12 protein-coding genes are annotated in these 14,196 nt (G+C 30.6%); 1 reads left to right on the top strand and 11 read right to left on the bottom strand.

Features of this window, described 5'->3' with window-relative positions:
* Nucleotides 1-82 precede the first annotated feature (82 nt).
* The 4 genes from Q0998_RS07825 to Q0998_RS07810 form a co-directional block, all read right to left on the bottom strand.
* Nucleotides 83-1,099: a cytochrome c peroxidase gene (locus Q0998_RS07825; protein WP_299668516.1), complete on the bottom strand. Its 1,017-nt coding sequence runs from the start codon at nt 1,097-1,099 to the stop codon at nt 83-85.
* A gap of 127 nt (nt 1,100-1,226) precedes the next feature.
* Complete coding sequence (locus tag Q0998_RS07820; RefSeq protein WP_299668513.1) at nt 1,227-1,961, bottom strand: MbnP family protein; 735 nt, start codon at nt 1,959-1,961, stop codon at nt 1,227-1,229.
* A 2-nt stretch (nt 1,962-1,963) separates the two neighbouring features.
* Entirely contained in the window at nt 1,964-3,292 is a 1,329-nt protein-coding gene (locus Q0998_RS07815) for a hypothetical protein (RefSeq protein WP_299668510.1), read from the bottom strand.
* Between the two features lie 6 nt (nt 3,293-3,298).
* Complete coding sequence (locus Q0998_RS07810; protein WP_299668508.1) at nt 3,299-4,513, bottom strand: choice-of-anchor B family protein; 1,215 nt, start codon at nt 4,511-4,513, stop codon at nt 3,299-3,301.
* Nucleotides 4,514-4,661: 148 nt separating this feature from the next.
* On the opposite strand from Q0998_RS07810, the gene thiL reads away from it, so the two are divergent.
* Entirely contained in the window at nt 4,662-5,711 is a 1,050-nt protein-coding gene (gene thiL, locus Q0998_RS07805; RefSeq protein ID WP_299668506.1) for a thiamine-phosphate kinase, read from the top strand.
* A gap of 206 nt (nt 5,712-5,917) precedes the next feature.
* On the opposite strand, the gene Q0998_RS07800 is transcribed toward thiL, so the two are convergent.
* The 7 genes from Q0998_RS07800 to Q0998_RS07770 all read right to left on the bottom strand — a co-directional run bounded on the left by Q0998_RS07800 (nt 5,918) and on the right by Q0998_RS07770 (nt 14,193).
* Nucleotides 5,918-6,424, bottom strand: coding sequence for a lipoprotein (locus tag Q0998_RS07800; protein ID WP_299668504.1), 507 nt, complete (start codon nt 6,422-6,424; stop codon nt 5,918-5,920).
* Between the two features lie 164 nt (nt 6,425-6,588).
* Nucleotides 6,589-8,433, bottom strand: coding sequence for a PLP-dependent transferase (locus tag Q0998_RS07795; RefSeq protein WP_299668501.1), 1,845 nt, complete (start codon nt 8,431-8,433; stop codon nt 6,589-6,591).
* Nucleotides 8,434-8,614: 181 nt separating this feature from the next.
* Nucleotides 8,615-9,283 carry a hypothetical protein gene (locus tag Q0998_RS07790; protein WP_299668498.1) on the bottom strand — a complete coding sequence of 223 codons (669 nt, stop codon included), beginning with the start codon at nt 9,281-9,283 and terminating at the stop codon, nt 8,615-8,617.
* Between the two features lie 12 nt (nt 9,284-9,295).
* Nucleotides 9,296-9,526: a DUF2188 domain-containing protein gene (locus tag Q0998_RS07785; RefSeq protein WP_299668496.1), complete on the bottom strand. Its 231-nt coding sequence runs from the start codon at nt 9,524-9,526 to the stop codon at nt 9,296-9,298.
* Nucleotides 9,527-9,699: 173 nt separating this feature from the next.
* Complete coding sequence (locus tag Q0998_RS07780) at nt 9,700-12,087, bottom strand: TonB-dependent receptor (RefSeq protein ID WP_299668493.1); 2,388 nt, start codon at nt 12,085-12,087, stop codon at nt 9,700-9,702.
* A 5-nt stretch (nt 12,088-12,092) separates the two neighbouring features.
* Nucleotides 12,093-13,157, bottom strand: coding sequence for a serine hydrolase (locus tag Q0998_RS07775; protein ID WP_299668490.1), 1,065 nt, complete (start codon nt 13,155-13,157; stop codon nt 12,093-12,095).
* A 265-nt stretch (nt 13,158-13,422) separates the two neighbouring features.
* Complete coding sequence (locus tag Q0998_RS07770; RefSeq protein WP_299668487.1) at nt 13,423-14,193, bottom strand: hypothetical protein; 771 nt, start codon at nt 14,191-14,193, stop codon at nt 13,423-13,425.
* Between the last annotated feature and the right edge of the window lie 3 nt (nt 14,194-14,196).

The raw sequence follows: 14,196 nt of genomic DNA, 5'->3' as shown, positions 1-14,196 counted from the left end.
TAGGATGCAAATATACGATATAAGTCGAACAAATTGTGTAAAATTTGATTATGAAACCTAATAAAAGTATTGGTTTTATTGATTATTCTTTGAAGTCTGCATTATTGATAAATTCATCATCAGAAAGTGCTAGTAAAAAAGCTTTTAAATCTGCTTTGTCTTGAGTTGACAATTGAACACCGCCTTTGTTTATATTTTTCATCAAAGGATCTATTGTTGACGATCTTTTTAGACCTTCAGAATAATGATTGATGACTTCTTCTAACGTTGCAAATCTACCATCGTGCATGTAAGGCGCAGTGAATGCTAAATTTCTGATGGATGGCGATTTAAACTTGCCATTGTCTGAAGGATCTCCTGTTACTTTTCCTAAACCTAAATCTAAAAAAGTAGCATCTAAACCGTTGTTATGAAATTTGTTGTCTGTCCAAAGAGGATTGTTATCACTGCCATGACAATGAAAACAGTCTCCTTTAGCTTCGTCCATAAAAACATCAAATCCGTTTTGTTCTTGTAATGTTAAAGTAGCTTTTCCTTGAAGGTATTTATCAAATTTTGAATTCCCAGAAATGAGCGTCCTTTCAAATTGCGCAATTGCTTTTGTAACCAATGTTGAATCTATTTTTGAAGTTCCAAAAGCTTGTAAAAACAAATCTGGATACTCCACATCAGCTTGTAGTTTTTTTGCAACCGTTTGCCAATCAGCATGCATTTCTATAGGGTTAGAAACGGGTTCAAAAGCCTGATTTTCTAAACTAAACTCTTTTCCATCCCAAGCAAAACGTTCATCAAAATTCCAAGCGAGATTAAACAATGGCATTGCATTTCTCTTTCCAGAATTGCCATTTATTCCATCACTAAATTGCTGATTGTCTGTAAATGCTTTCTGTGGATCATGACAACTTGCACAAGACTGCGTATTGTTACCAGACAAAATTTTGTCAAAGAATAATTTTTTTCCTAGTGAAATACCTTCTTCGGTTAAAGGATTGTTAGCTGGAATTATTGGTGCAATTAATTGGTCTGCAAAAAGTGTTGGAATTTCTAAAGTATACGGAATTGGTGCATAGATTTCTTCTTCTTTCGACGAACAATTCATCAGAAGGAACAGTGAAAGAAGAAATATATAGTTATTTTTCATTTTACTTTTTACCACACAGAAACATTAGGGCACATCGTTCTTTGTCATCTATGTTTCTATGTGGTAGTTAAGGTTCTTTATAGTTTTATTGATTTACTTCCCCCAAAGAAAAAACCGATTTTCCATTAGCGCTCATCATTTTTTGAACTTCAAAATTCGGCATTAACACCGTATTCAGTTCATTTAAATTCCATGTATTTGGATTTTTAAACCATTCTGCAACGTTCATTCTAACTTCAATCTCTGCATTGTTTATAATTACAACCGTACCTAAATCGACTTTAAAAGAAGTGTCTTGAAAAACCAAATTGTTAGGATCTGTTCTGTCTACCGCTCTAATTGTGTGATAATTAAAACCAATTTCTTGATTACTATCATCCAAAAACTTGCCATCAAATTGCATGTAATGATAGCCACCACCTAACATTCCTGGAACATCAAAATTTAAAGAATTTAAATTTTTATAAATACCATCTGTATTATCTTCATCAGAAAAACCAAACCGAAATGAAATATTATAAGTGCCATCTGTAAGATCTGAAATAGTGAGTGCGGTTCCAAAGTTTTCGCCAAAATCTACTAAATGATAATTTTTACCCCCAATTAAACTGATGTTAGAAATCGCATACCGTAACCTTTCTATACTTAGCTTTTCGCCATTGGCATTTGTGAATCTTAATTGATTAAGATCTTGATTGGTCATTTTTGTATCATCCCAATAATGAGTGAATTTTAAAGTGACACTTGTATTTTCAGCATCATTTGTACAAGATGAAAATAAAAGACTTATTGCGAATACTACATAAATAATTTTTTTCATTTTTATTTTATTTGAATGATTAACCCATCGGTAAAACCTTTATTTTCTAGAACATCTTGGTCTGAACTACTGCTTTCGCCAACTGCAATGATGGTGTTGTTATTTAATTCAACTACATCATATAAAAAATCGATTTCTGAACCACCAATGGTTTTTTGCCATAAGAGATTTCCATTGGCATCAATTTTTAAAATAAGCGCATCATTCTGACCTTTATTCTCGAAACCATTGTCTAAACTTCTAGAACTACCTGCAATTATAAAGCCGTTATCTTGGGTTTTAGAAACAGCTCTTGCAGCATCAAAATTGGTTCCGCCAAATGTTTTTTCCCAAAGTAAATTTCCTTCAGTAGAAATTTTAAGAATCCAAACATCTGCGGCTCCATTATTTATAGCAACATTTTTGTCTGAACTTCTAGTGTCTCCAACAACTATAAAATTGCCATCATTTGTGGTTGTAATTGCTCTAGCTTCATCAATTTGTGAACCCCCAAAACTTTTTTCCCAGATTAAATTTCCTCTGGAAGATATTTTTGTAAGCCAAAAATCATAGGCTCCATTATTGTTTTTAATATTGAAATCATTACTGTCTGAAGAGCCCGCAATCACAAAACTATTGTCCTGAGTTTCTACAACGCCTAAAGGAATGTCTGTAAACGAACCGCCAAAAAATTTACTCCATTCTAAATTACCAGCATTGTCTGTTTTTATCGCCCAATAATCTCCACCAGCATGTTTTATTGCAGCAGATTTTGCATTTCCTTGTCCGCCAGAAGCAGAAACATCTAAAACGCCAGTGAGTAGGAATCCACCATCATTTGTTTCTAATAAAGAAGTTCCGTAATCTGCTCCAGAGAAGCCAAATGTTTTCTGCCAAAGTACGTTTCCGTTATTGGAAAGTTTTAACAACCAAAAATCTTTAGATCCTGCATTTTCTGAGATATCTACATCTGAACTTTGGGTATATCCTAAAACGGCAAAACCACCCTCTAAAGTTTGAACAATTGCTGAGGCTCTATCATCTTTTGATCCACCGAAAGTTTTTTGCCATTGAAGAACACTTTCTGAAGTAAATTTTAAAATCCAAAAATCGAAAGATTCGTTTGTTTTTGTATTGATATCTCCGTTATTACTTTGTGTAAAACCAGCCGTAATATAACCGCCCTCTGCTGTTTGTATGACAGCATTAAAAGCGTCATTTTTAGAGCCTCCTAAAGTATTTACAGTAATGATCGTGTTATTTAGAATTTCATTTTCATCAGTAAAAAGAATTTCAGATTTCGAACAGTTTAATAGAAATAAAATGCAGATAACAAACCAATATTTTTTCACAAGAAATTAGGTTTTACTTTTTCTAATGACAAACAAACCACGATTGATATCGCTAATAATAATATTACCACTTGGTAAATAAGGATATACATTCCAAGCACCATTAAAAGCGGTGTTGTCATTTTCTGGATGTGTATCAAAGTACCCGATTTCTGTAAAATTTTTATTTTCAATATCAGAAATATCTAAAATTCTTACTCCAGCAGTATAATTTGCCTGAAAAAATAGATTGCCTTTTACATATCCGTTATGATCAATTGCTGCAGATTTTCCTAAATAATCAAAATGATGCTTTGGGTTGTCTAAATCTGAAAAATCGAAAATAATGGTTCTTGTGTTTACACCTTTTTCTAATTCATCTGTCTCATCACCCAGAATAAAATATTTAAAATCGTCTGTAAACCATCCTTGGTGTGTATAGCCAATATTTGCATAACTTATTGATGAGATTTGTGTAGGGTTTTGTTTGTCTGTAACATCTACAATCACAACTTCATTCTCATTACTACCAATTAAAATTTCTTTTCCTGTATACGCTGTGTCTGGACCATTATACGTTACTACTTGTGCATCATGGGAATATGCATCATTTGCATAACCACCAGAAGATGCTGGATTTAAAGGGATGTTGATATCTACAAAATGTGGCCCGCCAGAAAAAGTGTTTGTTCCAACGGCATAGGCAAAACCACTAGTTTCATTAATTACAATATTATGTGCTTTCCCAAAATCTGTATACTCTTTATCAGCTGTAAACTCTACTGGAGTATTTGTTGCTTCTCGTAATCTACTTAAATTAAAAACTTGCATTCCATGGTTGGCAGCTTCACTAACAATATACGCCCTATTATTGTAGACTTTTACGTCTCGCCAAAGGCTATTTTCTGTTCTTGTTTTTAAAAAGCCGATAATCTTCGTTTCCGCAGGATTTGTAATATCAATAAAAGAAACACCTTTGTTTGTGCACATTAAAGCATATTCACTATTTGTAACAGGATCTACCCAACCCCAAGAATCGTTTCCTTCTGTATTTTCTCCTGCAATTTCTTCTAAAGTTATATGCGCTAGTAAATCATAGTCATTACAAGGATATGCTCCTGCGAAGCCATTTTCACAGATTGCTATAGCATTTGTTAACGTTTGATTTTCTTGTTCTATAACATCTTTTTTCGTGCAACTGAAAACGATTAGAATACATATAAAGAGGCTTTTTTTTATCATTTTTCGGAGTATTAATTTGGCTTTGTTATTAGAACGCAATTTTCAATATTTAGTATATATGAACGATAGAATCAAAAATAGTGATATTATTTTTACTTCTCTGTCAAAGGAACTCTTTAATTTTTAAGATTGTACCTATCTTTGCAGCATGTTAGAAGATAAAAATACACAAAAAACATCCTTAGCTGAACTTGGCGAGTTTGGTTTGATAAAACATATTACTCAATATTTTAAGGTCGAAAATGCATCTACAATCAAAGGAGTTGGTGATGATGCTGCCGTTTTAGATGCTTCCGAAAAACAAACGTTGGTGACTACAGATTTGTTGATAGAAGGCGTTCATTTCGATTTAAGCTATATGCCATTAAAGCATTTAGGGTATAAGGCTGTTATGGTAAATTTATCTGATGTGTATGCCATGAATGGTGTTGCAGAGCAAATTACCGTTTCAATTGCTGTTTCTAATCGTTTTCCTTTAGAGGCAATTGAAGAATTGTATGCAGGAATTCAATTGGCTTGTGAAACCTATTCTGTAGATTTGGTTGGTGGCGATACCACTTCTTCTACCAAAGGAATATTGATTTCTGTAACTGCCATTGGTAAAGTTGAAAAAGATGAGGTTGTTTATAGAGATGGTGCAAAAGAAACTGATTTAGTAGTCGTTTCTGGCGATTTAGGCGCAGCCTATTTAGGTTTGCAAGTCTTAGAAAGAGAAAAAGAAGTGTTTAAAGTAGACCCTAACAATCAACCAGATTTAGACAATTATACGTATTTAATTGAACGTCAATTAAAGCCTGAAGCTCGTAAAGATATTGCGGGAATATTAAAAGAACTGGACGTAAAACCAACGGCTATGATTGATATTTCTGACGGACTTTCATCTGAATTGTTTCATATCTGTACGCAAAGTAAAGTGGGTTGTAAGGTCTACGAAGATAAATTGCCTTTAGATCCGCAAGTTATTGCTACTTGTGAAGAGTTTGAACTAGATGCTACCATGGTTGCTTTAAGTGGAGGTGAAGATTATGAGCTTTTATTTACAGTGCCTATTGCAGCTTTTGATCAAATAAAAGACAATCCTAATTTTTCTATTATTGGGCATATTACCGCAGAAAACCAAGGGTTGAATTTGGTTACAAGAGCAGCGCAAGAAATTGAGTTGAAGGCTCAAGGGTGGAATGGGTTGAAGAGTGAGTAATTGATTTAGTAAATTAAGATAAAAAAGTGCAAATTTTGAATTTGCGCTTTTTGTTTTATGAATGATTTCGTTTAACTGTTTTGTATATGGTTTGTTGCGTGTTTTAAGCACCTAATTTAGCAAATACAAACCGAATAGAAAATCCGCGAGTATTTTCGTAAGTAGGCTAGAACTAGCAATAAATTATATACGGCTTACAAACAGTTTTAATTCCTTTCGTAAAATATTTCTCCGTAAATTTCTTTATTATTTCCATTTGCATCTAAATTGAAAAATTCAGAAGTTGACCTATGAGAAAATGTATTTCCATCAAATTCTATTTCAATATTGACCGAATTTGTTCCTACTTTAAGAGTCAAAATACTAAAACCTGAATTTACTTCATAAGTTCCACTTGTCGTTGATAAATCCGAACCAGTTAAGCAAATATAATTTCCATTTGAGTCAGAATCCCAAAAGTTATTTTCTTGATAGAAAGTTTTGTCCGTATTAAAAACAAATTTAGAATATCTACAAGGGAGTTCTTCAAGAAATTCAGTTGAGTTTATTCCATCTTTGTTCATATCAAATAGAGGTTCATCTGCGATAAAACTTTTTGAATTCCATTCTCCAATTATAGATAAATTATTTTCAGGTTCAGTTTCATCATTTGAGGAGCAAGAACTTAATATTAATAGTGTAACTATTGTGATAATAAAATTAATTTTCTTCATTCGTGATTTTCGGTTTTTAATTGTTTGTAACTATTATGATATGCAACGTTTTAATGTTTTATATCAGAAGTTAAACGAAGTTAGCGGTTTTTTTTCAGAAAGTCAAGTTTGCTAATTCCTTCGAGAATTATAAAAATCATAGAATTTTCATTATTTAAAAACCCCTAAATCCTTTCAACAAAATCTAAAAAGACCTTTTTATGATGTTCCAAATCTAAATCAGGAGAAACAGAAACTCTAGCAATATAATCCTTGTCGCCTTCTTTTGTAGTACCTTGTGTAGAGGTTGCAGGAATGGTCCAATAACAACCTTTTAACTGTCCATAACTCACACAATACTTGCTTTCATTAGGAATCTCTGTAATCATTAAATTGATTAATTTATGATTCAATTCTCTTTTATAAGACTCTTTTTCTTCAGCAGTATTTCCTTTAGTTGGCAAGTCTAATGAAAATACAGAAGGTGTAAACCCCTGTTCGGCTAGGTTTTCAGAAACAAAATTGATTTTTGCTTCAGGTAACGTCTCTTGAATAAAAGCTACAAATTCGCGTGTATTTTTATATGCTTCTTTAATTCTCTGATTCATAGAAGGCAATTGTTCTGCCAATATTTTATATTGAAGGCCTGTAGCTTCATTATCGCAAAGTTCTAAATGGATTGCTATTTTTTCCATTAAAGTGGCTGTTTTGCTGTTTCCAACCACATAGCCAGCGGTACATTTTCCACCACTTGGAAATTTCGATCCACTAGCATACGAAATGGTTCTTACCGTTGAAAGTATTTCTCCTTCACCTAAAAAGTGAATATTGGGGCAAAATGTTTGGTCTAAAATAAAAACAGGATCAATCGCAGTTTTTCCACTTGAAGTTTTTCTTACTTTACTCAACGCTTCCTTTAATTTTTGTAAATCAGGAACTTCAACTCTAGGATTTGTTGGAATTTCTGCAATGATATAAGGCACAGCATCTTCTTTAGCAATTTTATCTAAAACGGTATGAATGCTTTGTACCATATCATGATTACCATCTACAGGTAAGTCAACTACTTCCACATTATCTAAACAAGCAGCAACACGTCTTGCTTGGTCATTTGTACCACCATAACAATTTGGAGGAACTATAAATTTAATTGCCTTTTTGGGTTGGTTTTCTTGTGCATGATGAACCAATCCCATCATAATTGCATATTGAACAGACAATCCACTAGAACCAACTAGCGGTTTTAAAGTGGTACCTGTAATTTCTTTAATTGAATTTAAAACACTTGTTTTATCGTTCTCTATAGTATTCTTTTGATTTTCAAATGAAGATTGCTTAGTTAGAATTTTTAGAGCAGTAAGCGCATCTGATGGCGTCATCGCAATGGTTTCTCTTCTTCTTACATGCTGAATAGCTGAAATATAAGCTTCATTTTGTTTGCCGTTTATCAATAAGATACTACCAAGGTTATCGTAGATATTGATAGAAAAATCAATATTCGGGTTGAGGTTACTCGTTGAAATTTTATCTTCTTGTGAAATGAAAATGGTACTTTCATCAAAAGTAGTAATTTCTGATTTCTCTTCAACTTTTTGTAAATCAAATTGATAACCATAAATAGCTTTTAGTACTTCAGCATTAAAAGATTTTGGTAATTGATCTGTATAAAGAATTCGAGTATTTTTATTGGCTAATAAATTTGTTCTTAAAATAGCTAAAAGAGGAATAGTTTCCGAAGAAAAACTAATTACATTTTTTGATTTTAAGCTATTCAAATTAGCAATACTCCATTCTAAAATACAAGATAAGGGATGACCCAATCGAATATAATCATATGCAGTGGGTAATTGGTTTAGTACCGGTTTTTGAAAATTATTGGTATCAAATAAGCTTTCAAACTGATTTAAAAATTGCGTTTTTGCCAATTCTTCATTATAAATATCAAGGCGATGTGTTGTTAGATGCAACCAATTTGTTGGCATATGATCTAATACATTTTTAATATAATTGAGTAATTTATTGTTCTGCATAATTCCTTTCTTTGGATAAGACTGCAAGTTACATCAATTCGAATTTTAAAAAAAGTGAAACGAATTAATTACTTCTTAAATTTTCTATACTTAGTTTTAGATTATGGATTAAATTATTTGAGAAAATAGATTAAGAAACCAAATCAGAGTATAAATTTTGGAGTTTTATCAAAAAAACTATTTATTTTTTTGTTAGTTTTCTGCTTTTCCATTCTTCAATTTCAATTATATATTCTGGTATTGTTATTTCTTCAATTTCTTTTTTAGCAAATCTTTCTGACTGCGTTGTATTATGCTCTGCTTGATATTTTACCATTTTAACTTGGAATAATTCAGTATTAAAATCAATAAAATCAGAGTAAACTTTATCTGAGCCATTCAAATTTGTAAGTTTAACCGTTTCTGAAAACCATGCTCTCACACATTCAACCAATTTTACTGGTATATCTAAATGATTTTTAATATCAAAACCATTAATATCTGATATGGCTTTCATATAGTCGAATTTTTCTTTTTCTAGAATTAAGGATTTTTTGTCAGAATAATCTGAATTAAATCTCCTCAATCCATAATCAATTCCAAGTTCAAAAGGCATATTTAAGCGGTAATATTCTTCTGATGATTTAGATTGAAGCCTAGACAAATCATGAACAGAATATTTTGATTCTTTAATTAACGTAATAATTTTTTCTAGTCTTGACTGTCCAGAATCAGAATTTTCTAAACTTATTCTAGGAGTAAAATTGTAATAACAAATTGTAAAAATTAAAGTTTGTAGTAGGTCAAAATATTTATCGTCAAAAGGACAATTTATAAATACATTTCTCTCGTAATTTTTGTGTTTTGACATTATTTATGTTAATTATCCTTTTGGTGGAAATGGATCTTTACCATAAGAGTTTCTGTCTTGAATTCTGCCATCTTTTTTATGAATGTATAATTCTGTTCTTTCCCTTCTACTTAATTCTCTCGCAAACTTTACTGCATCCTCTTTTCTACCAAATGATTTTGAAGCTCTCGTTGATCCAGACTTCTTCACAGCCCATCCGCCTCTTTCTTTTGATGGAACCACATGATTGGATTTTTTTGTCATAATTAAAGATGTTTTGATAAAAATTTTATAGTCGTTGACTACATTTTAATGTATCTGGTTTCCTAGCTAATTTAATAATTTTTTTTAACTTTAAAAAATTTATTGTTTAGAAACAAAAACAGAATACTTTGAGAAGCAAATAATAAAAAATTAACTCAAGAGTTAAAGAATTTCTAATTACTCCTTCTTTGTTCCTCATCATTTCCAAAATCTCTATTTTTTACGTTTACTTTTTTGTTTCCAAAGTCGTAAGAAAGTGAAATTCTAAAGTTTCTTGAACTTTGGTTTTCACTGTAGCTTTGGTTTATATTATTTACTGTAGAATCATAATTATTTAAACTACCAATGTTTAAAACATCGCTAAAAAGCATAGAAAGTTTTATGTTATTTTTAAAATCGTGTTGTAAGCCAAAGGAGAAATGAAACATTTCTCCAACACTAAATAAACCATCGTTATGAAAAGAACTGTACCAAGCATTGGCTTGTAATTTTGTGCTTTTATTTAAGATAAATGTATTGTTAGATTCTGCGTAAAACTGGATTCCGTCGTTAACTTCTGCATTGTTATTTTTAGTTAATTCAGTAACATAGGCTATCAAATTAATACTATTCTGACTTTTAAACCAAGAAATCTTATTATAAGAAAAACTCTCTTCCCATCTATAAATATATTTTTCAAAATAATTTTCTTGAGTTACAATTTGATTTTGGTTCACTACATCTGTATTGAAAAATACGCCAAAACCATTCGTTATGATATCTAAAGACAAACTAGAACTGATATTATTTTTATATAAATGAGAAATCTTAAAACTATCTGCAAAAGAAGGTTGTAAAAACGGATTACCTTCACTATAACTGTTATCATTGATGTAAAAACGGAAAGGATTTAGGTTTCTAAAATTGGGTCTATTGATTCTTTTTCCGTAAGAAAAATTAAAATTATTATTGTCATTTTTTGCATAAGAAAAATACAAACTTGGAAAAAATTTATTGTAATTGTTGATGTTTTCTTGATTCAAATCTACATTAAAACCTGTTGTTTTAGTATCTTCAAAACGCAAACCAAATTGCATTTCTAGCTTATCTGTTAAATTGGTATTCCCAGAAAAATAGGCAGCTAAAACATGTTCTTCATATTTAAAATCATTAGATTGATTTTCATCTAAAACAGGAGTTCCAGAAAGTGTATTAAAAAATAATACATTGCTATTTGTATTTGTAAAACTCGCTTTTACTCCATAAGAAAGGTTTACTTTTTTTAACGGATATTCCAAATCAATTTTTGCACTAAAGTTTTCAATTTCTTGGTTTGCCTTGTTTAAAGCAGATGAATTTACACCTTGCGAAATTCCAGAATTATTAAACGCTTTAGTAAAAAAATCGATAGTTCTATCAGAAGTAAATGTAAAAAAATCTGCATCAAAAGAAATGTTTCTGCCTAAAGAATCTAATTGTGTAAGTAAATGAACATTTACAGAATGATTTTTATTATCATTTTCATTATCACCTGTTGTAAGTAATGACCTTTCTAAATTGTCATTAGTATCAAAAATAGTAAATATTGTTTCTGAATCTATATCTGGCTGTGTTGTATTTCCTAAATATTGCACCCCAAAAGTAGTTTTATCAGAAATAGCATAATCAACTAAAAAACGACCAGAAAATTGATCTTTTTGTATTCTGCCCTCAATACCAATATCCCAAAAATTGTTAGGGTAATTTATTTGTAAACCTGATACATTTCCTTCACCGCCTTTGGTTGTATTTAAACTTCCAGAAAATGAGATTTTATTTTTATTATAAAAAAAATTATTGGTTAATGTGGTAAAACTATACTTGTTTTGGTTGTAAGAAAGCGTAGTTGCATTTTTCCAAGAATTTTGCATACCTTTTTTCAGAACAATGTTAATTAAACCTCCATTACCAGCTGCATCGTATTTTGCTGGCGGATTTGTTATTACTTCAATTTTTACAATGTCATTTGCAGAAAAACCACTTAAAAAAGCAATCAATTCATCAGCAGCTAAAGGAGACAATCTACCGTTAATCATTACTTGACTTTCACCTTTTCCTAAAATAGATAAAGTATTATTTTGTAATTGTACACCAGGCGTAATGCGTAAAACATCTAACCCATTTCCACCAGTTGCAGCAACACTTTTTTCTACGTTAAAAACAAGTCTGTCTACTTTTCTTTCTAAAACTCTTTTTTCAGTTTTAATTACAACTTCCTCTAGAGATTGTGAATCTTCTTCTAAAATGATGGGGTTTAAATTGATGTTTTCAGAAACATTCATTTCTTTTTTCCAGCTTTTATAGCCCAAATAACTAATTTCAATGGTATAAATTCCTTCCGTAACTTTTAGCTCAAAAAGACCTGCGTCGTCAGAAGTTGTGCCTGCAATTATTTTATTTAGATTGTTTGTAATCGTAATATTTGCAAACGGAATGATATCGTTTTTATCAGTTACTTTTCCCGAAATTGTTTGCGTGAATCCTATTCTTGAAAAAAGCAAAAGAACAAATAAAATGGTTGATTTTATAAATGGGTTTTTCATAATTTTTATTTTTTAATGATTTCGTATATTTCGTTAAACAAGCTTTGTCTTAATTTGTGATTTCTTTGATTTATGAAGATGACAACTCCCCAATTATTTTCTCTATCGTATCCAACAATAGATGACTGGCCCATAGTGTCTCCTGTTTTGGCATAAACTGTACTTTCTTCTTCGTTTAAAACATTAATTCCTAAACCTAGTTGTCTGCTGTCTTTATTGTAGAAAATAGTTTCGGTTAATTCTGCAGCAGTACCAATATTATTATTGCTATCTAAAACAGCTTTTATATAGCTAATCATATCTGCAGCAGAAGACTTTACCAATCCTGCCGAAGCCACAATATTCCAATTAAAAAACTCTTGAGCTCCTCCATCAGGGTTGTAGCCAGTCATTTTGTTTTCAGTAGAGAAATTAGTAGTAAATGTTCTATCCATTTTTAGTGGAAAAATTATTTTTTCTGTGATGATTTCTGCATATGTTTTGTTGTAAATAGTCTCTAAAATTTGTCCGAGCAGTACATAACCAATAGTGGAGTATCTATAGTTTCCATAATCAAGAAGTGCATCCTCATTGTTTATTAAATCGGTTAATAGTTCTTTATTTACAGTACTTGTAGGTTGTTGTGGATTTGCAGTAATTAATGTTCTAAAATCGATATCGGGCAATCCAGACTGATGCGAAGCCAAGTCAGAAATTTTTATTTTATGTTGAATGTTTTTATGAAGTTGATATTGCTTTGGTAAATAATTGTCAATAAAATCATCTAGCTTTATTTCGTTTTCTATAACAGCTTGCGCTATCAAATTAGAGGTTAGAATTTTAGTGATGGAAGCAATTTCAAAAAGTGAATGTTCATTAACTTTCGCAGAATTTTCTCTGCTTAAGTTTCCGTAGGAAGTATAAAATTCAGTCCCGTTTTTATAAACTCCAACACTTATAGAAATGTCTTTGTCTTTATTATATGTTGCCATAATTAGAGAATCTATTTTTAAAAATTCTTCTTGACTAAAAGTAACGTTAGATAGAAATAATAAAAAAAGAATACTTGAAATTGTGTTTTTAGTTTTCATGATACATGGTTTAATATTATTGATACCACAAATGTGCAACAGCAAACCATTTTGTGCGACCGAAAACACAAAGTCGAACTCTTTTCTTTACTAGAAATGAGTTCGACTATATTTTATAAACGTTCGACTTTGTGTTAACTAATTGATTTTAAGAAATTTTTATTAGATTGATAGGTGTTAAATTTGTTTGCTTTTTAATGCAGTATTAAAATAAAATCTAAAAGTTCTACAATATATTTAAACTTAAACTTTACCGAATTGCTAATTAGTTGTTTACATCTTCTTTTATTATGCGTATTAATACACTAATACTCTCTTTAAAAGTTGGGTACTCTGTTTTATAAAGCTGTGTTGCTACACCAAGATATTGTATTAGTATGTTTTCAAACTGTTTTGAGTCTAATATACTTTTATTGCTAATTGTGTTAGGTGAATTCTTAACTTCAAAATAGTTTTCAGAGAAATTGAGATTATCGAAAATAGTTTTTAGAGATCCATTAATTTCTATAAAATAGTTTGATTTATCTAACGATTCATGCACAACATTTTCTTGAAGTTTAAAGGTTTGTAATTTCCTATCTAAAGATCTCAAGAAACTTCTTAAACTATCATTTTTAATATCTTTTAAGCCATTTGAAGCAATAAACTCATGGAATGCTGCATTTTCATAATCAACTTCTATAGCTCTTGTAATTGGTAAAAATAAAAGCTTCGAAAGATTTATTTCTTTTATGGTATCCTTAGATTTTTCTGAATTAGCAAGGTTTATTAAATCTCTAATATTCACAATTATATTCGCAAGTGTTTTTTCTTCTTTTTCTAATATTAGGAAGTTATTCTCTAATTCTTCTTGAACTAATATGAGGTGGTTTCTTTGTTTTTCCTTACGATCTGAAGTGTCTTTTTTATTGTTAATATACAGCGCAATTAAAATACCCAACACCACTAATAAAATTTCACCAACTGCATAAAAAAAGTATTTGCTAAAACTGTTTTTAGTAATTGAACTCCATCTAATTTTTCTGAAAATTTTCATTTT

This window comes from uncultured Polaribacter sp. (assembly GCF_947501385.1).
GTDB lineage: Bacteria > Bacteroidota > Bacteroidia > Flavobacteriales > Flavobacteriaceae > Polaribacter.
The sequence above is the reverse complement of the archived record's forward strand: the minus strand, read 5'-3'. Positions and strand labels throughout refer to the sequence as shown.

What these genes read in the sequence shown, in the direction of transcription:
- Q0998_RS07825 (WP_299668516.1), bottom strand. Translation starts at nt 1,099, where the DNA reads ATGAATTGTTCGTCGAAAGAAGAAGAAATCTATGCACCAATTCCGTAT.
- Q0998_RS07820 (WP_299668513.1), bottom strand. Translation starts at nt 1,961, where the DNA reads ATGAAAAAAATTATTTATGTAGTATTCGCAATAAGTCTTTTATTTTCA.
- Q0998_RS07810 (WP_299668508.1), bottom strand. Translation starts at nt 4,513, where the DNA reads ATGATAAAAAAAAGCCTCTTTATATGTATTCTAATCGTTTTCAGTTGC.
- thiL (WP_299668506.1), top strand. Translation starts at nt 4,662, where the DNA reads ATGTTAGAAGATAAAAATACACAAAAAACATCCTTAGCTGAACTTGGC.
- Q0998_RS07800 (WP_299668504.1), bottom strand. Translation starts at nt 6,424, where the DNA reads ATGAAGAAAATTAATTTTATTATCACAATAGTTACACTATTAATATTA.
- Q0998_RS07795 (WP_299668501.1), bottom strand. Translation starts at nt 8,433, where the DNA reads ATGCAGAACAATAAATTACTCAATTATATTAAAAATGTATTAGATCAT.
- Q0998_RS07790 (WP_299668498.1), bottom strand. Translation starts at nt 9,283, where the DNA reads ATGTCAAAACACAAAAATTACGAGAGAAATGTATTTATAAATTGTCCT.
- Q0998_RS07785 (WP_299668496.1), bottom strand. Translation starts at nt 9,526, where the DNA reads ATGACAAAAAAATCCAATCATGTGGTTCCATCAAAAGAAAGAGGCGGA.
- Q0998_RS07780 (WP_299668493.1), bottom strand. Translation starts at nt 12,087, where the DNA reads ATGAAAAACCCATTTATAAAATCAACCATTTTATTTGTTCTTTTGCTT.
- Q0998_RS07775 (WP_299668490.1), bottom strand. Translation starts at nt 13,157, where the DNA reads ATGAAAACTAAAAACACAATTTCAAGTATTCTTTTTTTATTATTTCTA.
- Q0998_RS07770 (WP_299668487.1), bottom strand. Translation starts at nt 14,193, where the DNA reads ATGAAAATTTTCAGAAAAATTAGATGGAGTTCAATTACTAAAAACAGT.